Here is a 19,647-nt window from a genome sequence, read left to right as displayed (position 1 = left end):
TGAGGATGTGTCCTTTTAGTTTACACAAAAATTGGTGTTGATGGGAAATCCATCAACACCAAATATTGTAGAACCAAATTTTAAGCTGGTCGTCTTCATTGGCGACCAGCTTTTTTTTCGATTTAGACGTCCTTTACGCCAGACATTAATGCCGGATGTTTGCTTTATTCGGTTAAATAACTATCCAATCCAGTGAATAAACGGGTATAATAAAACTATTACTTCAATGAAATGAGACGATTCTTGTGAAAAATACGATCCGTCACTGGGCATTAACCTTAGTGTTAGGTAGTGCCCTCCTATTAGCTGGCTGTCAGGCCCAAACCAAGTCTAGCCCCAGCCAAGTTAAGACTCGCCAGCTCACGGCAATGGTCATTAGTGATGACCATGTTATTGCACCCAAGTTACATGATAATGGTAGCGCTTTTAAATCTTATGCAGCTAGCGATGCTGGTGCTGATTTAAAATACAGTGCGACAATTTTTAAAGCCTTTATTGCCACGGCGTTACATAAAAAACCAGATGTGGTCATTGTGAGTGGCGATATTACGAATAACGGCGAAAAAGCTAGCCATGAGTATGTAGCCAGTCAATTAAAGCGACTGACACAGCAGCACATCCGTGTTTACGTTGTTCCTGGCAACCACGACATCAATAATCCAATGACCCGTAGCTTTAAAGGTAAGAAGCAATACGGTACTGACGCGGTTAGTCCGACTGAATTCAAAAGTATCTATGCAAAGGCCGGTTATGATGCCAGCGTGCAACATGATAGCAGTTCCCTCAGCTACCTCGTTAAACCGAGTCAAAAGACCTGGTTCTTAATGCTCGATTCGGCTATTTATAAGGGCAATTACCAGCAAGGCAGCTCAACTGTCGGTGGCGGGTTTACGGATGGCACCCTAGACTGGATTGCTAAAATTGGCCGTGAAGCTAAAAAGCAACATGCCACTTTAATTCCGGTCATGCACCATAATTTAATGGATCATACCATGATTCATCAAAGCTATACGATTGGCTACGCAGATCAAGTTCAAAAAGTCTTTAGCAAAGCGAATGCTAAACTAACCCTTAGTGGCCACATTCATGCCCAAAATATTAAAGCCACAACCGTCAATGGCACCAAATTAACCGAGATTGCCAGCGGAGCCTTAATCCTAGGCAATCACTATTATGGGACTTTAAAAATCGACCAAACGGCAGGAACTGCGACCTATCATGCTAAGCCGGTAAATGTGGCTAATTACATTAAGGCCAACCAAGGAACCAGTGCCGCTAACACGTATCGAAAATATGATCACGATGTCTTATATGCATCCGGCTATAATGCCGCTTTAAGTCAGTTATATGAAGACCGCTCAGAATCAAAGGTCTCAACTAAAAAGATTAAGATCTTAGCAGCCGGCATGGGGGAAGCTAATATTGCCCTCTTCAGCGGGCAACCCGTTAAAAATAGTGCCAATATCCAGGCTTGGGAAAAGATGCCGAAATCGACTCGGTTACGTCAATTTATCTTACAGACGAAGCACTTACACGGCAATGTTGATTGGTCCGGCAGTGTTCGTTAAAATCACTCGGTTAAATCCTAAGGTACACCATCGAATTGATGGTGTACCTTTTTCATCCATCATTACCCAAAATTAGGTCTGGTATAAAGTCAACCACTACCAGACTTTGTATCATACAGTTATTTAGTTGCTAACTACGAAACAAAAAATACCCGCAACCAACAAAAATGTCGGCTACGGGTATTTCTTGACGTTGTGGTTATATCAGCCTGCAGAAATGATCCTTACTAGCATCTTTTTCTGGTGCAAAACTTATATAACATCTTGAGTATACGATAGAAATATTGCTATTGTTTATTAGTTGAGTTACAAAAAGATTACAAAATTGTAACCGCCAACTAATTTTTCGGCTATGTCGCCCCTTTTTGGTAGTGCTTCGGTGTCACCCCGCCACCCGCAAGTGAGAATTTAATGGTCTGAGCCACGTTCTTGGCAATACCAAGCTTTTGAATCTCTTCAACTGGGGCTGCCGCAATCTTCGTCATTGACCCAAATTTCCGTAATAATTTATTACGAGTTTTGGGACCCACGCCAGGAATTTCATCCAACCGCGAACTTAATGAATGCTTCGTATGCACTTGGCGATGGAACGTAATCGCAAACCGATGCACTTCATCTTGAATCCGTTGTAACAAGTAAAAGCCTTGACTCTTGGGATCTAGATTCAAATGGGCATCACCCGCTGAAGCTAACAAGTCCGCGGTCTTATGATGATCATTCTTAACCATCGCCGCGACTGGTGTATCTAAGCCTAATTCGTTTTCTAAGACATCTTTAGCCGCATCTAGCTGAATATCCCCACCATCCATCAGAATCAAGTCAGGCAGCTTGGCATGCTCTTTCAGTAGTCGTGTGTAACGCCGCCGAATAACCTCGCGCGTTGACGCTGCTTCATCCGCATGATCAACGGTTCGGAGCTTAAACTTGCGGTACAACTTTTTATTCGGCTGGCCATCCGTAAAGACGACCATCGCTGAGACCAAATCGGCCCCTTGAATATGCGAGTGGTCAAATGCTTCAATCTTATGACCTGGTGGCAACCCAAGCGCATCCGTAATTTCCTTCATCGCCCCGGTAGTCTTACGTTCATCTAGCTCCAATAACCGGAACTTCTCTTCCAACACAATCCGGGCATTTTTCTCAGCTAAATCGAGCAAATCCTTTTTCTGGCCCCGTTGTGGTGTCCGCACTGGAATTCCTAGAATATCACTTAACACGGATTTATCTAAACCCGCTGGCACTAACACTTCTCGTGGTAACACATTATTTTTACGATTGTAGAATTGTAGAATAAAACTCGTCATTTCTTCCGGTGCCGTTGACACAATTGGGAATAACCGCTTCTCACGCTTCATTAAGCGTGCTTGACGGATGAAGAAAACTTGAATTGACAACCAGCCTTTATCCAAGTAAAAGTTAAATAGATCCCGCGGCGTATGATCATTTGAAATGATTTTTTGCTTTTCAACTGTCATCTCAATATAAGTGAGTTGATCACGTAATTCAGCAGCACGTTCGAACTCTAAATCAGCCGCAGCTTTAGTCATCCGAGCAGTTAATTGCTTCTTGACCGTTTCAACATGGCCGCTTAAAAAGGCTTTAATTCGTTTAATCTGGGCATCATATTTTTCAGTCGGTACCGTTTGGAAGCATGCTCCGAGACATTGTCCCATATGATAGTACAGACATGGGCGACCCTGGAAGCCGTGACAGCGCCGTAACGGATACACTTTTTGAATAAAGTTGACCGTTTCTTGCGCCGCATAAACATTCGGATACGGGCCAAAATAGTACCCACCATCTTTACGCACATCACTGACAATCAAGATTTGCGGATCACGTTCGTTCGTAATCTTAATGTACGGATAGCCGGTTCCTTTTTTCAACTTAATATTAAAATAAGGTTGATGCTTTTGAATCAACGTAATTTCCAACAAAAAAGCTTCCTTATCGGTGGAAGTGACGATAAACTCAAAATCAGCGATCTCTGAAACTAAACGTGCCGTTTTACCCGTATGACTACTTTTAAAGTAAGAACGCACCCGATTTTTTAAATTTTTAGCTTTCCCAACATAAATAATCTGGCTATTTAAATTCTTCATTAAATAACAGCCTGGTAGATCCGGCAATAACGATAATTTATGTTCAATATGTTCCGAAGCCATCCCGCGACGCCTCCCGTCTTCTAATTCAGCGCTACTAGTATACCGCCGATACTCAGGGTCTGACAAGTAAAGAGCACGTCTGTTCGGTGAATCAGCACGACCAAAAAAACGAGCTTTGACCAATGGCCAAGCTCGTTTTTTCAGCTTACATTAAAATTTTTGAAAGAAAATCTTTGGCCCGATCCGTTTCCGGATTAGCAAAGAATTTTTCTGGTGTACTGTTTTCTTGAATATACCCATCGGCCATGAACCAGATGCGATCCCCAACCGACTTGGCAAAGCCCATTTCATGGGTCACAACGACCATCGTCATCCCATCCTTGGCAAGCTCTTGCATAACGTTCAAGACTTCGCCAACCATTTCAGGATCTAAAGCCGACGTTGGTTCATCGAATAACATCACTTCCGGATTCATCGCTAACGCCCGTGCAATGGCAACCCGTTGCGCTTGCCCACCAGATAAGCTATCTGGAAAGGCATCAGCATGGTCATCCAAACCAACTCGTTGTAATAATTCATGCGCTTGCTTGGTCGCACTAGCATCATCAGCATGTTTAACCTTCATCGGTGCTAACTTGATGTTTTCCAAGACCGTCATGTTTGGGAATAAGTTGAATCCTTGGAACACCATCCCCATTTTTTCACGCAATGAGTTCACACTCTTGGTATCCATGGTCGTTAAATCATGGCCTTCAAAGGCAACTTTCCCACTAGTTGGGGTCTCTAACAAGTTCAAGCAACGCAAGAACGTACTCTTCCCACCACCGGAAGGACCGATCACGACGATCACTTGGCCAGGGTTCACTTGTTCGGTAATATCTTTTAAAACGGCATTGTCGCCAAAACTTTTGGCGAGCTTTTCAACTTCAATCACTGGTTTAGGCATGTTGCATCTTCCTTTCGAAGTAGTTCAAGATCCGGGACGCGGTAAAGGTCAAGACGAAGTATAAGACCATGATGACCACAATTGGCGCAACCCCACGATAAGTGTCAGAACGTACGATGTTACTTTGATAGATCAATTCAGTAACCCCAATGATCGACACGATTGAACTATCCTTGATCAAGGTAATAAATTCATTTCCTAATGATGGCCAGATGTTCTTCAATGCTTGTGGTAAGACCACAAAGCGCATCGTTTCACCGTTAGACATCCCTAAGCTTCGAGCAGCTTCTGTTTGACCAATATCAACAGAATTGATCCCACCACGGATGTATTCAGCCACGTAAGCCCCAGAGTTCAAGGAAATCGCAATAATCCCGGACGTTAACGCTGGTAAATTGACAAATAACCCTAAACCAAAGTAAACAAACATGACTTGTACCATCATTGGTGTGCCCCGAATGAATTCGACATAAGCCGTGGCAATCCAACGTAAGAGGCTCTTCAGGAAGTTTCCTTTAGCTAACCGGGCTAAGGCCAATAAGACCCCAATGATGAACCCAAAGAAGACGGAACAAACGGTAATAATTAACGTATATTCAATCCCAGTTAAGAAGGCTTTCCAGTAATGCCCCATCGAGGTATTAACCGTATTGGTCTTCAAATACTTCCCAGCAGCCGGCAAGTATTCTTTTTTAACTAAGTTTTCCTTTTTAATTTGGTCAACCGTCTTATTAACTTTATTAACTAGACTCGTTGATCCTTTCCGAAAGGCAATCGCGGAACTAGTCGCGGAAGAACTCATACTGAAGTCACTTGGAATGGCAGCTAATTGCTTGTTATTGGAGACATAAGCTTCAGCAGATGGCTTTTCCATGGCAACCCCATCCAACTTATGGCTTTGTAACGCCAAAATCAAATCTGATTGTGAGGTCATCCCTTTAACTTTCGTATTCTTCGTTTGCTTCTTAGCGGCGTTATATTGTGTGGTCCCAGTTTGGGCCCCTAACGTTCCGCCACTAAATGAATCTTTGTTCTTGTATTTCCCTTTATCGGTCTTATTAATGACAATCTCATAACCACCTTTATAGTAGGTATGGGTGAAATCAACATTCTTCCGCCGAGCAGGTGTGGGGTTCATCCCAGAAATGATCATATCGATCTTACCAGTCTGTAACGCAACTAATAAGGAATCAAATGACATGGACTTAATCTTTAGCTTGACGCCTAAATCCTTGGCAACCTTTTCCCCGATCTTAACATCCATCCCAACCACGGCACTCTTTCCCTTGACCGTCGCCTGGAATTCATATGGTGGATAATCTGGGGACGTCCCCATGACTAAGACACCCTTCTTTTGAATCTTAGCTAATGAGTTGTCAGCGGCTTGTACTTGCGTCGGATTACCAAAAACCCCGACCATCATCACGAGCGCTGCCAACATTGCGAGTAGCAACCCTATTTTTTTCTTCATAAGCGTTCTCCTTAATTTCATTTTACAAGAATAAAGTATAAGCGTTTATGATTATTTATGCAAGTATTTTTGATAATTTCTTTATTTTATGCATAAATTAGCCATTTATGCAGTTAATACGGCGTAATTAATGTATAAAATAGTCAAAGCTGACAAAGTCGTCAAAATTTGCTATGATTAGCGGTAATTGAAAGGAATGATTGCATGAGCTTAAAAGTCCAACGTCAAGATAACTTAGATAAACTATTCGATAAATTTGCGATTGGTCCTGATGATAAAGACAAACTGTCAACCAAGGCAATTCAAGAAACCATTGACGAACATTCAAAACGTAAAGCTGATCAAGCTAAAGACGCTAAAAAGAGCAAAGACGCTAAATAATCATTGGCGCTCAAAAAAGCCGTTAACCTGGAATTTTATCCAAGTTAACGGCTTTTGTTATCCTAATTATTAACAGATTTTAGTGCCGATGGTTTGCATCTTTTCACGCCGTTCAGCTTCCGTTTCTGGCGTGACGGTGCGCCAATCGACAACCGATAAGGCGCCGTCCAACATGCCACTGTCATCTTTTAAAGCCAAGGCATTGTGCCGACGGGTAATAGTTAAGCCATTACCCAAGAACATCGCATCGGCGGGTGTCGTGGCCATCTCATAACCGACGTTATTCTCCAATGGGGTTGTATAACTAGGATCAGCAGCTTTCAAAATGACCAATTGGAACTTATTACCAATGGCACAACTCCCACCTAAACTGGAATACTTGTTGGAGCCATCATCAGTGGTTAAGATCACCCGACTACCAGCGGGAATCTTATCAGCTAAATAAGCCTGTGCATCATCTTTGATATTAATCTTCATTATCCAACACCCTTTCGCTTATGACAATTAGATTGTGTGCAACCCTTTTACAATTACTAATATACCGCGTCCAGCACATAAATGCAATTTTACCGTTCCACATGATCAAAAAAAGTGACCTCATCACGTTTCATCACTGATGAGGTCACTACTAGTTGCCCTTATTTAGCTGGTTTACCATTCGGATACTTCTGATTTAGCTTCGCAATATTTTGCTTAGCGACTTCATCGAACGGAATATCTGCCCACTCCGCAACCTGCGATAAATACCATAACACGTCACCCATTTGCTTCGTTAACTGATCCTTATTCAAGCTTTCACCATGAAAGGTGTACTTTTTAACTAAATCCACCACTTGGCCGGTCTCTGAAGCCAAGCCTAACGATAAGTTCGTCAAAACTTGCTCATTCCCATAAAGCGTCCGGTTCGCTAAGGATTGATAGTCATTAAATTCCAAGTTACTTGCCCCCTACTGTGTGCGCCTCAATCCATTGCCAAACCGCGTCTTTACCGTCTTTCGTCTTCGCTGAAAAGGCAATAAAGTCATCACTTGCTTGGAAATGCAGCGCCTTTTTAATTAAACTCTCTTGTTTATTCCACTTACCACGCGCAATCTTATCACTCTTAGTGGCAACCACTAACAATGGCATCTTGTAATACCGCATCCAGTCATACATGGCCACATCATCTTGCGTTGGCGCATGCCGCGCATCCACCAAAATAATCACACCGCGTAACGTTGAACGGTTCGTCAAATACGTCTCGATCATTTGCCCGAACTTTTCGCGATCCTTTTTGGATACCTTAGCATAGCCATACCCTGGAACATCCACAAAGTATAATTGCTCTTCCACCTTGTAAAAGTTCAACGTTTGGGTTTTACCCGGTTGGCTTGACGTCCGCGCATAGCTATTGCGATTGATCAACACATTGATCAAAGACGACTTACCAACATTCGAGCGACCTGACAACGCAATCTCTGGAAAGCCGGTCGTGGGGTATTGGCTGGGCGCCACCGCGCTCATTACTAGTTCTACGTTATGCACTTCCATCAAAATAGCTCCCTTATCAAATAGTCTTTGTCTATTTTAACACATTTCAACTCCTAAACTCTGGAAATGGATTGGCTAATCTTGAAATCCCACCATCCCGTATTGGCCCCGCTAGTTAAGTGGACTGCCCGCAATCACGGCCTAAAAAAAGACATCACGATAATCGCATCATCGTGATGTCTGCCCCAGTCATTTGCCGTTAGCAAACTAACTTAATTTTTATGAGGCTTTTTGATCTTCAAGGACTAATTCTGGTTCAGCATGATCTTCAACGGTAGCCTTATTGATAACCACTTTCTTAACATCTTCCCGACTAGGAATGTCGAACATAATGTCACGCATTGTGTCTTCAATAATGGACCGCAACCCACGCGCTCCTGTATTACGAGCCAGTGCTTCTTGGGCAATCGCTTCTAAGGATTCATCATCGAATTTTAGCTCAACACCGTCCAAAGATAATAGGCGTTGATATTGCTTAACGAGCGCATTCTTAGGTTCCGTTAAAATCCGAACCAAATCATGTTCCGTTAATCGTTCCAAAGCCGTTAAGATTGGTAGCCGCCCGATAAATTCAGGAATCAACCCAAATTGTAACAAGTCTTCAGGAACAACTTGTTGCATCAAACTCTTGGTATCGTCTAAGACCGCATTCTTGCCGTCTGTATCGGAACCAAAGCCAATCGTCTTATCACCCAAACGACGCTTAACAATCTCTTCAATGCCATCAAATGCCCCACCAACGATAAATAAGATGTTGGTTGTGTCGATTTGAATGAATTCTTGTTGTGGATGCTTACGTCCACCCTGCGGCGGCACATTCGCAATCGTACCTTCCAAGATCTTCAAGAGTGCTTGTTGAACCCCTTCACCGGAGACATCCCGAGTAATGGAGACATTTTCACTCTTCTTAGCAATCTTATCAATTTCGTCGATATAAATAATCCCTTTTTCGGCACGCTCAACGTCATAATCAGCGTTTTGCAATAACTTCAAAAGAATATTTTCAACGTCTTCCCCAACATATCCAGCTTCAGTCAAGGTGGTCGCATCCGCAATTGCAAATGGCACATCCAAGATCCGGGCTAAACTTTGAGCCAAGAACGTCTTCCCAGAACCAGTTGGGCCGACTAAACTAATATTACTCTTTTGCAATTCAGGACCATCAGTTGTTTCATCACTATCGGCCATCGCCTTAACCCGCTTGTAGTGGTTATAGACCGCTACTGAAAGCGTCCGTTTGGCTTCATTTTGACCAATAACATATTGATCCAATTCGTCAACAATTTCCTTAGGCGTTGGGATATCTGTTAATTCGTGTGAGCGTTCTTCACTAAACTCTTCATCGATAATTTCCTTGCACAAATCGATACATTCGTTGCAGATATAAACGCCGGGGCCGGCGACAATTTTCTTAACTTGATCCTGTGACTTCCCACAAAATGAGCAGTTAACTGGGCCGTTTGTCTCGGTATTTTCAAACATTCATTCTCACCTCATCGATGTATTTACGTGAATTAATCATAACAGAAAACAAGGGCTAAAACCAGCTATGGCTGGTTAACCTCGACAACTACTATAACATGCAGGTTTGAAAACCTGAAATAATTTGTCTACTTAACTGACTAGCAACTTTCGAGCTAGCCCACTCTAATGATGACTAAGTGGCTTCACTTCAACTTTACTGGCCTGCTTAGAACGCCCAAAGCTGTGTAACCAGAGCACCCTAGTTCCCTTATCAAACAACCATCCCAGTAACAAAGTAAGTCCTAAGACGCTGATAAAATAGCTAACAGGACGATTAACTAGTCCGGTTTGTTGTAAGCCCATCATTGGGATACGTTGTAAGATATAAATTGAGAACATCGCGGGGCCACCAATATACGCTAAAACCGGATTACGGATGTTAAACCGCATGGTGAGCCAGACAAAACAAAAGGCAAACATCACGCCCGCAATTTGATAACTAACCAAGCGAACTAAGCCACTGGTCTGCGCACAAATTAAATAACTTGCAGCAAAAATAACTAACGCACTCAGGCCGACCAACAAATAACGCATCCAATTTCGACAAACGACCCGTTCAATCACTACTTTATAGTGGGCATACCCCATCCCGGCAACGTAACAGAAGACCGTATTGGCATAATATTCTGGCAGTAACCAATTAGCAATCAACATGTAAACTAGACACCCGAGGACGATAAAACCAACGGCTTGGCGATGATTAGTTGGAAATAATTCCCAGGCAAAATACGTTAACACGTATAAAAAGAGAATGATAAAAATATACCAAGCACTGTTACCGATAGTTGCTAGTCCTAAATAACTTAACAAAACATGTGGTAACGTCAATGCCCGTTTAGTCATCAACGCAATCATTAAGTACAGTGTCACCGCAAGGGCAAATTTCGACCATAAAAATAAAAGTCGATGTTTCGGAAACGTTTTTAAATACGGACGCCCACGCTTCTTTAATTGAACGTAAATGCCGTACCCGGAAAAGAAGAGAAAGGTCGTGACAATCAATTGGCCTTTTACCAACATCCAAACTTGCGTTAGCTTCGCAAAGTGCACCGGTAAGGCAATATAGGTCATAAAATGACTAAAGACCACCAACAACAAAAGCAGCCCATTGATCGTCATAGTCGTCTGACGGTCTAAATCTGCTGCGTTAGGCCCACTCGACCGATAACGCAATGACAAGCCAAAGCTTGCCATAATAAGCAACAATATGAAATCCATTTAACTGAGATCCCCCCGTGATGCAGTCGTTTGATGCCAATTTTTCAAAAAAAAGCCCGGGCCCTCAATGAGGACCCGGACTTACCGTGACTAATGTCAACTAATTTCTAAAAATTAGTCTTTATCATCTTTTTTATCGTCAGCTTTAGCATTTTGCTTAGCTGAGTCGGTAATCATATCAACGGCTTGGCGAATAGCGATATCGTGTGACAACATGTCATCAGTCAAAGCCCCGCGAACGGCACTTTCTTCCATGTTGTATTGACCTGCTAAGTCCTTAACTTCGTTGTCGATTTCTTCCTTAGATGGTTTGATATCTTCGGCTTCAACAATGGCTTCTAAGACCAAGTTAGTCTTAACTCGACGTTCTGCATCAGCAGAGAACTGCTTGTGTAAATCGTCTTCTGAAGTCCCAGTTAACTTGTAGTAGGTCTTAGGATCGATACCTTGTTGTTGCATATTAGCCAAGTATTGATCCATTTGACGATGAATATCGTCTTCCTTCATGGCATCAGGAACGGCTTCAATTTCAGCATTGTCAACGGCTTGGTTTAAAGCTTCGTCTTCAATGGCATCATGAGCAGCCTTTTCTTTTTGGTCCTTAAGTTCATCCTTGATCTTAGCTTTTAATTCTTCAAGCGTGTCAACATCTTCGTCAACATCCTTAGCGAATTCGTCGTCTAATTCAGGGAGTTCCTTAGTCTTAACTTCATGGACAGTAACCTTGAAAGTGGCTTCCTTGTCTTGTAAGTCTTCAGCTTGGTAATCTTTAGGGAAAGTTACCTTAACTTCTTTGTCTTCGCCAGCTTTAACACCAACTAATTGGTCTTCGAAGCCAGGAATAAAGGAGTTTGAGCCTAATTCAAGGGAGTAGTTTTCTGATTCGCCGCCTTCGAAAGGTTCGCCATCAACGAATCCCTTGAAGTCAATCACAACGGTGTCGCCGTTAGCAGCTGGTTGGTCTTCTTTCAAGACTAATTCAGCTTGCTTTTCACGCCGTGATTCTAATTCAGCGTCAACGTCCTTAGCGTATACTCGCGTATTTTGACGGGTAACACTAAGTTCTTTGTAGTCGCCTAATTTAACTTCAGGCTTAACGGTAACAACCGCTTTTAAGACCCATGGTTGACCCTTTTCCATGCTATCAACATCGATTTGAGGTTGGTCAACTGGTTCAATTTCAGTATCTTTAATCGCTTCTTCATATGCTTCAGGGAGCACGATGTTCAAAGCATCTTGGTAGAGTGCTTCTTCACCATACATTTGATTGAAGATTTGACGTGGAACCTTACCCTTACGGAAACCAGGGACGTTTAAATTCTTCTTAGTACGTTGGAAGGCCTTGTCGATTCCTTCTTGGATCTTATCAGCACCAATTTCGAATGTTAATTCGCCTTGGTTGCCTTCTTTCTTTTCCCACTTTGCAGCCATTGTATTCCCTCCGAAACATTAATATTTTCTACAATTCAAGTCAATTGCATACTTGATTAGTTTAACCTATCGCTCCAATAAAGTAAACCAGATTGGCTAAAAAAGCGCTAGATACTGCGTTTTATTGTTAGTTTTCTTAAAAAAAAGAGACCTGGAAGAAATCCTCCAAGTCTCTCTTAGATGAATCAATGAAAATCAACTAGAGATTAGTCATCAATTTCAGAAACAACACCGGCACCAACCGTATGGCCACCTTCACGAACAGTGAACTTAGTACCCTTTTCAATAGCGACAGGGGAAATTAATTCAACTGTAAATGTAACGTTGTCTCCAGGCATAACCATTTCAACGCCATCTGGTAATTCGATAACACCAGTAACGTCAGTGGTATGGAAGTAGAATTGTGGACGGTAGTTTGAGAAGAATGGCGTATGACGGCCACCTTCTTCTTTAGTTAAGATATAAACTTCGCCCTTGAAGTTCTTGTGGGTTTGGATCGAACCTGGCTTAGCAAGAACTTGGCCACGAACGACTTGTTCCCGGTTAACACCACGTAACAAGGCACCAACGTTATCGCCGGCTTCACCTAAGTCAAGAGTCTTACGGAACATTTCAAGACCCGTAACAGTTGACTTAAGAACGTCTTCGTGTAAACCAACGATTTCAACTTCATCGCCGACTTTAACAGTCCCACGATCGATACGACCAGAAGCAACAGTCCCACGACCAGTGATTGAGAAGACATCTTCAACAGGCATTAAGAAAGGCTTTTCAGTATCACGAACTGGAGTTGGGATGTATTCATCGACAACGTCCATTAAGTGCATGATAACCTTTTCTTGTTCTGGATCGCCTTCAAGAGCCTTCAAAGCTGAACCACGGATAACAGGAATATCGTCACCAGGGAAATCGTATTCTGAAAGTAATTCACGTACTTCCATTTCGACTAAGTCAACTAATTCGTCATCATCAACAAGATCAGTCTTGTTCAAGAAAACAACGATGTAGTCAACACCAACTTGGCGAGCCAAGAGGATGTGTTCACGCGTTTGTGGCATAGGACCATCAGTTGCAGCAACAACTAAGATCGCACCATCCATTTGAGCGGCACCAGTGATCATGTTCTTAACGTAATCAGCATGTCCTGGGGCATCAATATGTGCGTAGTGACGTTTTTCCGTTTCGTATTCAACGTGCGCGGTGTTGATAGTAATACCACGTTCACGTTCTTCAGGAGCGGCATCAATTGAGGCAAAATCTTGAGCTTCTGCTAAGCCCTTTTCAGATAATACCTTTGTGATTGCAGCTGTCAAAGTAGTCTTCCCATGGTCAACGTGGCCGATAGTACCAATGTTTACATGGGGTTTTGTTCTTTCATAATGTGCTTTTGCCATTAAATGAAACCTCCTGTGATTTTCGCAAGAATAATGTCAGGCCAATTAATGTCCCGACAATTCTTTAGTTAATATTATACTACATCCTAATGAAAAGGCCAAATGTCGCACCCATCACTAGGAATCCTTAAACATTATATATAGTGCCATCTGATTTGTAAACAGATATTATCCAAAAAGTTGAATTTTTGTAAGTAAAAGCTTATTGCTTTCAATTATTAAACTAAATTCTCATTAAATTCACGAATTTTCGCTTGATTTTCAGCCATCTTTTGACCAGCAACCGTTAAATGTCGTGGAATTGACCCACGTTGAGTCGCAATTAATAAATTTATCCAAATTTTAGCATCCGTCACAATTTTAGCCGGCGTTGGATATAAATACATTAATTGCAACGGTAACTCAGCTTGCAAGCCGGCCGCTAAAGTTGCATCAACCTGCCCGGCTTGTCGTTGAATCTCCGCTTGCAATTGTTGACTGACCCGATCACTGCCAATCACTGGCAGCTCAGCTGGCACCACCGTCTGCTCGGTCTGGTCAAACCACAAAAACTGCACCGCATCGGTCGTCCCCAAACCACGCAACGTGTATAATACTTCGACGCGCGACAATTGATGTAAGAATGGATCCACCAATAAGAATTTGGCCGCTGTTAGATATTTAGCAACCGTCAAATGTTGGGCCGCCGCTAGCCGTTCTGCCTGTGCAGCGACCGGTTGATCAGATAAGTGGTAAAACTGTCGCATCGTCGTTGTTAATGTCTGTTGCATCGTTTGCTCGGCAGCTTGTTCCGCTGTCCTGATCTGTTGATCAGCTTCAGCCAGCCAGTTAGCCGACGTCTGCCGACAAGCTTCGGTAATCAAACGTGCCTTAATAAATTGATGACTAGCCAGTAACACGGTCAAGTACAACTTAAACCGGTCAGCTGTGGCTAAATAGTCCGTTTCAAATTCAGCCGCATATGAACTGGCAAGTGTATACTTCTGATCAGCTTTTAGCGCTGTCACTAGTTGCAGGTTCAATGCTAGCGTTTGGTTAGTCTGATAGACCGTTTCGAATAGACTCGCCGCTAAAGACCATTGACCGGCTTCTAATGCTGATTGAGCCTGAGCCAGAGTTGTCGTGGACATGCAACATCCCCTCCTTTTCGATTGTAACCAAAAAGCCGGGACAAAATGCCCGGCTATCATTGGTTTTAAGCTTCAGTTTCCGCTGTTTCAGGTTCATCGCTCTTGGCTTTCTTATGCCGACGATGATGCTGATTAACTTCCATAATAACTGGCAAGATAACAGGGTGACGCTTCGTCTGATCCCATAAATAATGATTTAATTTTTCACGCACGGCTTGTTTCAAGTGCCCCCAATCAAATTCCTTATTATCCAAATTTGACTGAACGGTTTCTTTAACTAATTCCGCGCTTTCTTGCATTAAATCTTTACTGGTCTTGACGTAGACAAAACCACGTGACGTAATCTTTGGTGTTGCAATAATCTTTTTCTTCTTACGATCAATCGTGACTACGGCCACAAAAATCCCATCTTCCGATAAGATCTTACGATCACGTAAGACGATATTGCCGATATCACCGACACCAATCCCATCAATCATGGTATCGCCAATCTCAACTGAGCCTGCTAAGTGCATCTCATCACCGTCATACAACAACTGGTCGCCCTTAGCTGGAATGAAGATATGGTCATCTGGAATCCCCACTTCTTTAGCAAATTCTGCATGGCTATCCAATAATCGGTATTCGCCTTGAATGGGAATAAAGTACTTAGGCTTCATCAGATTCATCATCAATTGTAAGTCGCGCTTCGTCGCATGACCCGATGAATTCATCTCATCAGCAATGGCTTTGACATCAGCATCGGCCCGATAAATCATATCACGCGTCTTTGCCACGACCGTTTCCATCGAATGTGATGGCGTCGTCGTAATAAAGACGAGGTCACCAGACTCAATGTTCACTTTGCCTTCTTGCTTATTCGACATCCGTTGCAAAGCTTTGATGGGTTCACCCATCCGACCAGTTTGCAGAATGACCGTCTGTGACGGATCTAACTTGCTGATTGAATCAAGTGGGACAACCACATCATCCGGCACACGTAATTTACCAAGTTTTAAGGCCGTTTGAATAATGCTTTCAACATCGCCAGGCATTAAAGCCACTTTACGACCAGACTTCTCTGCGGCATCCAACACTTGTTGAATCCGTAAGATATTCGACGCCACTGACGCCACAATAATTCGACCTTCATGGTATTTAAAGGTTTCATAGACGTATGACGCAATCTCACGTTCACTCACCGGTTGTTCGAAGTTTTCTGCACTCGCTGAATCGCTTAAGAGCGCTAAGACCCCTTTTGAACCAATTTCAGCTAAGCGAGCAAAATCAGTCTGATAACTAGCAATCGCCGTCTGATCAAACTTAAAATCACCCGTATAAACAACTTCACCAACATCCGTTTGCACCACGATTCCCATTGAATCTGGAATTGAATGCGTTGTTCTGAAGAATGAGACCGTGACATTACCAAAATCGATTTCAGTCTTTTCATCGACAATGTGGAAGTCATCAAAGTTCTTCGCTTGTGGATCTTTCTTTAATTGAATTTTCGCCAATTCAATGGTTAATTCAGACCCAAAAACAGGGACTGTAAATTCATTCAAGAAATATGGTAAGGCACCAATCGCATCAGCATGACCGTGAGTTAAGAAGACCCCAACAATTCGATCAGCATTTTCCCGTAAATAACTGAAATCAGGAATGACAATATCAATACCAAGCAATTCATTTTCCGGGTATTTTAACCCACAATCTAAAATATAAATGTCACCGTCAACTTCAACAGCGTACATGTTTTTACCGTTTTCACGGACCCCACCCATGGGGGTAATTTGGACTTTACTACTCAATTATTTCACCTTGATTCATTTAATGTTAAGCGTTTGAAATAGCTTATTTTCTTGGGCAGCGGTCAATGGTAAGATTGGTAATCGCGGATTACCAACTAACTGACCGACATGATTTAGAGCCGCTTTAACCGGCGATGGCGATGGTGCACTGAACAATGCCGCCATCTTCGGGGTCAAATCACGCTGATACTTAGCTGCCATGGCAATTTCACCATTGGCAACAGCTTGATACATCGCTGACATTTCATCACCATAGATGTGACTAGCAACTGAAATGACACCAGCACCGCCAATTTCTTTAGCCGCTAAGCTTTGAGCATCTTCACCGGTATAGACTAAAAAGTCGGCTGGTGCTTGTTCCACCAAGGCGCCAAATTCTTCCATTGACGCACACTGCTTAATACCGATAATATTGGGATTCTTAGCCAATTCTAAGACCGTATCCACATCCATCTTAACGATCACACGACCGGGAATATTATAAATAATCACTGGTAAGCCGCCTTGATCAGCAACAGCCGTAAAATGAGCGATCATCCCAGCTTGATTAGGCTTGTTGTAATAAGGTACCACGACTAAAGCCGCGGTAATCCCTTCAATTTGACTAACGCGTTTGGTAAATGCAATCGTCCCAGCGGTACTGTTCGAACCCGTCCCGGCAACAATTGGCACCCGTCCCGCAACAATTTTAGCCGTCTTGGTTAACAAGTCGATCTTTTCATCGTCAGTTAACGTTGGGGCTTCGCCAGTGGTTCCGCCGACAATTAAGCCTTGGGTCCCATGAGCCAATAAGTGTTCGATCAAGCTGTGTAGCCGATCATCAGCTAATTTTTGCTGATCGTCAAACGGGGTGACCATGGCAGTCATTAAATCAACATTTTCAAAGTTCATGAATAAAACTCCTTATAATAAAAATTTACAAGTACCATTGTACTTGCGCCGAATAAGTAACTCACCCCAGTTTACCACATTTCTCAGTAAAGCAATAGCTAGACCACACACTGGCTAGGCCAGGCTGACACCTCGTTAACGTTCAGACCACCCCTGCTGGCGAAAGAAACGCCACCACATGGTTAGGACGCCCATCGCTAATAATGATAAAACTAGAAAAATTGGCTGATAACCCCAACGAGTCGCGATGACTGCCGCTAATCCAGGACCTAACACGTTGCCACAAGCTTGGGCTGATTGATTAAAGCTAAATACCCGACCAAAAACAGTGCGTGGCACCCTTTGGACTGTCAACACTTGAATTGCCGGCAAAAGTGCCGCATCAGCAACGCCTAAAATAAATCTTAAACCAGCTAACTGCCAAACTTGCGTCACTAAACTAGTTAGTAGCAAATCCAAACCACTAATCGTGAAGAAAGCAATCAAGCAACGATCCGCACCAAACTGATCAATTAACCGCCCAATCCGACCAGCCAATAAAATCGTCGCTAATCCGGGGGCGGCGGCCACTACCCCGGTGATCAAAATCAACATGGTCGTTTGACTCGGTAATAATGTTTGCACCAACAAGCTCAAAATCGGCGTGATTGCAGTCGTCGTTGCCTGAATGACTAATAGTGAGGCCAACAACGCGATAAAGAAACGATAGCCTTGCTTTTGAAGCACCGGCCTTAATGGTGGTAGGGCTGCGCGACTAATCGGCGTTACAGTCTCTTGAACGCCCCACAACGTCAAGCCAAAAACGAGTGCCATAGCACCACTAGTGACAACAAACGCCCCACGATACCCGACTGTGCTGGCCAGCACCCCACCAAGCAATGGTCCTAACAACGTGCCACTAATACTCCCGGTAACTAATTTGCTTAAGAGTTGCCCCCGATTCTCAGCTGGCGCACTTAATGAAATCAAGGCATTCGCATTATTGATATAGCCTGAAAAAGCGCCCTGCACGGCTCTTAATATTAGTAGCACCGTGACATTTGGTGCCAATCCCACGCCTAAAGTGGTCATTGTCATCATGCCAGCCGCTCGTAAGCACATCAGCTTCCGACCTTTTTGATCAGCCAAACGGCCCCAAAACGGTGCGGCAATCGCTTTGCACACATACGTAATCGCAAACGCACTCGTTCCTAGAATCGTAACCTGGTTTGTGGTAAATTGGCCTAACGTCTGGATATAGAGCACAATAAACGGTAACGTCATCGCATTACCCAAATCTGTCATTAAGCTGCCAAACCATAAAATATGAAAATTACGTGCCAATCTCGCTGTTACTTGCACCGCTAAACGCCCCATTCATTCGTTAATGAGTTAAGCATACCGAACAAACGTTTGAAAGCTGTAAATTTTATGTATAGATTTAGTATTGTTTACATCGATATGAGGGTATAAAAAAAGCCGCCAGCTGGCAGCTTTCTCAAAATCAATATTAACGACGAAGACCCAAAGCTTGGATCAAATCGCGGTAACGGTTAACATCTTCCTTACGTAAGTATGCTAACAAGTTACGACGATGACCAATTTTCTTCATCAACCCACGTTGTGAATGAAAATCCTTCTTGTGAACACGTAAATGTTCGTTTAATTTGTTGATGTCTTCAGTTAAAACCGCAACTTGAACTTCAACTGAACCAGTATCGCCTTCGTGACGAGCATATTTAGTAATAAGCTCTGTCTTCTTTTCGCGTGAAATTGCCATGTGTGTCAACCACCTTTCGTTTAATTGCCCTAAACTGAGTAAATCGTTGGTGGTCCTCGATAAACTAAGTAAAGGGTTGCTGAACACTTGATACAGTCTAGCAAAGTCATCACTAAAAAGCAAGCTAGAATACATATCAAGATAAATTACTTTACACATAACTGTTGCATTCGAGCCGGGGCTTATGTATAATAGCATTTGTTGAAAAAATGATGGAGGTGAATCTGATGCCAATTATCAAATCCGCTATTGAACGCGTGAAAACAAACAATAAAGCTAATGTTCGGAACACTGCACAAATGAGTGCAATGCGGACTGCCGTTAAAAAATTCGAAAATGCTAAAACTGCCGGCGCTGAAAACGTCGATGCTTTATACTTAGCAGCTACTAGTGCTGTTGACAAAGCAGCTTCTAAAGGCCTTATCAAACGTAACAAGGCTGCTCGTGACAAGTCACGAATGGCTGCTCGTTACGCTAAGTAATGTGCATTCCGAACTCTTAAGCCTTGG

General features: G+C 43.0%; 18 protein-coding genes. 3 read left to right on the top strand and 15 right to left on the bottom strand.

The window, feature by feature from the left end; all coding sequences use genetic code 11:
* Nucleotides 1-245: 245 nt before the first annotated feature.
* A complete protein-coding gene (locus FFM77_RS06095; RefSeq protein ID WP_137634873.1) occupies nt 246-1,568 on the top strand; it encodes a metallophosphoesterase in 1,323 nt (440 codons plus the stop codon).
* Nucleotides 1,569-1,918: 350 nt separating this feature from the next.
* On the opposite strand, the gene uvrC is transcribed toward FFM77_RS06095, so the two are convergent.
* From uvrC to FFM77_RS06080, 3 genes are all read right to left on the bottom strand, one after another.
* A complete protein-coding gene (gene uvrC / locus FFM77_RS06090; protein ID WP_137634872.1) occupies nt 1,919-3,733 on the bottom strand; it encodes an excinuclease ABC subunit UvrC in 1,815 nt (604 codons plus the stop codon).
* A gap of 145 nt (nt 3,734-3,878) precedes the next feature.
* A complete protein-coding gene (locus tag FFM77_RS06085) occupies nt 3,879-4,619 on the bottom strand; it encodes an amino acid ABC transporter ATP-binding protein (protein WP_137634871.1) in 741 nt (246 codons plus the stop codon).
* Nucleotides 4,612-6,090 carry an ABC transporter substrate-binding protein/permease gene (locus FFM77_RS06080; RefSeq protein ID WP_137634870.1) on the bottom strand — a complete coding sequence of 493 codons (1,479 nt, stop codon included), beginning with the start codon at nt 6,088-6,090 and terminating at the stop codon, nt 4,612-4,614. The genes FFM77_RS06085 and FFM77_RS06080 overlap by 8 nt, the downstream gene beginning before the upstream one ends.
* A 204-nt stretch (nt 6,091-6,294) precedes the next feature.
* Here FFM77_RS06080 and FFM77_RS06075 point away from each other — a divergent pair, with 204 nt between their 5' ends.
* The gene (locus FFM77_RS06075) at nt 6,295-6,471 is read left to right on the top strand and encodes an SPJ_0845 family protein (RefSeq protein WP_137634869.1); all 177 of its coding nucleotides are present in this window, start codon (nt 6,295-6,297) and stop codon (nt 6,469-6,471) included.
* 69 nt (nt 6,472-6,540) lie between these two features.
* On the opposite strand, the gene FFM77_RS06070 is transcribed toward FFM77_RS06075, so the two are convergent.
* From FFM77_RS06070 to rpsO, 12 genes are all read right to left on the bottom strand, one after another.
* Complete coding sequence (locus tag FFM77_RS06070; protein ID WP_137634868.1) at nt 6,541-6,948, bottom strand: iron-sulfur cluster biosynthesis family protein; 408 nt, start codon at nt 6,946-6,948, stop codon at nt 6,541-6,543.
* Nucleotides 6,949-7,109: 161 nt separating this feature from the next.
* Nucleotides 7,110-7,406, bottom strand: a complete 297-nt coding sequence (locus FFM77_RS06065; RefSeq protein WP_137634867.1) for a nucleoside triphosphate pyrophosphohydrolase family protein — start codon at nt 7,404-7,406, stop codon at nt 7,110-7,112.
* Between the two features lies 1 nt (nt 7,407).
* The gene (gene yihA, locus FFM77_RS06060) at nt 7,408-8,001 is read right to left on the bottom strand and encodes a ribosome biogenesis GTP-binding protein YihA/YsxC (protein ID WP_137634866.1); all 594 of its coding nucleotides are present in this window, start codon (nt 7,999-8,001) and stop codon (nt 7,408-7,410) included.
* A 219-nt stretch (nt 8,002-8,220) separates the two neighbouring features.
* Complete coding sequence (clpX, locus tag FFM77_RS06055) at nt 8,221-9,483, bottom strand: ATP-dependent Clp protease ATP-binding subunit ClpX (protein ID WP_137634865.1); 1,263 nt, start codon at nt 9,481-9,483, stop codon at nt 8,221-8,223.
* A gap of 165 nt (nt 9,484-9,648) precedes the next feature.
* Nucleotides 9,649-10,743, bottom strand: a complete 1,095-nt coding sequence (locus tag FFM77_RS06050) for an acyltransferase family protein (RefSeq protein ID WP_137634864.1) — start codon at nt 10,741-10,743, stop codon at nt 9,649-9,651.
* A gap of 114 nt (nt 10,744-10,857) precedes the next feature.
* On the bottom strand, nt 10,858-12,174 hold the full coding sequence (gene tig / locus FFM77_RS06045) for a trigger factor (protein WP_137634863.1): 1,317 nt from the start codon (nt 12,172-12,174) through the stop codon (nt 10,858-10,860).
* 206 nt (nt 12,175-12,380) lie between these two features.
* Entirely contained in the window at nt 12,381-13,568 is a 1,188-nt protein-coding gene (tuf, locus tag FFM77_RS06040; protein WP_137634862.1) for an elongation factor Tu, read from the bottom strand.
* A gap of 218 nt (nt 13,569-13,786) precedes the next feature.
* Nucleotides 13,787-14,698, bottom strand: a complete 912-nt coding sequence (locus FFM77_RS06035; protein ID WP_137634861.1) for a hypothetical protein — start codon at nt 14,696-14,698, stop codon at nt 13,787-13,789.
* A gap of 65 nt (nt 14,699-14,763) precedes the next feature.
* Entirely contained in the window at nt 14,764-16,488 is a 1,725-nt protein-coding gene (locus FFM77_RS06030) for a ribonuclease J (RefSeq protein ID WP_137634860.1), read from the bottom strand.
* Nucleotides 16,489-16,503: 15 nt separating this feature from the next.
* Nucleotides 16,504-17,379, bottom strand: coding sequence for a 4-hydroxy-tetrahydrodipicolinate synthase (gene dapA, locus FFM77_RS06025; RefSeq protein WP_137634859.1), 876 nt, complete (start codon nt 17,377-17,379; stop codon nt 16,504-16,506).
* 135 nt (nt 17,380-17,514) lie between these two features.
* Entirely contained in the window at nt 17,515-18,720 is a 1,206-nt protein-coding gene (locus FFM77_RS06020) for an MFS transporter (protein WP_137634858.1), read from the bottom strand.
* Nucleotides 18,721-18,868: 148 nt separating this feature from the next.
* Nucleotides 18,869-19,138, bottom strand: a complete 270-nt coding sequence (rpsO, locus tag FFM77_RS06015) for a 30S ribosomal protein S15 (RefSeq protein WP_137634857.1) — start codon at nt 19,136-19,138, stop codon at nt 18,869-18,871.
* A 227-nt stretch (nt 19,139-19,365) separates the two neighbouring features.
* Between rpsO and rpsT the strand changes: the two genes are divergently transcribed.
* A complete protein-coding gene (rpsT, locus tag FFM77_RS06010; protein ID WP_137634856.1) occupies nt 19,366-19,620 on the top strand; it encodes a 30S ribosomal protein S20 in 255 nt (84 codons plus the stop codon).
* Nucleotides 19,621-19,647 lie beyond the last annotated feature (27 nt).

Source organism: Lactiplantibacillus songbeiensis, assembly GCF_005405125.1.
In the GTDB taxonomy this organism is placed as follows: domain Bacteria; phylum Bacillota; class Bacilli; order Lactobacillales; family Lactobacillaceae; genus Lactiplantibacillus; species Lactiplantibacillus songbeiensis.
The sequence above is the reverse complement of the archived record's forward strand: the minus strand, read 5'-3'. Positions and strand labels throughout refer to the sequence as shown.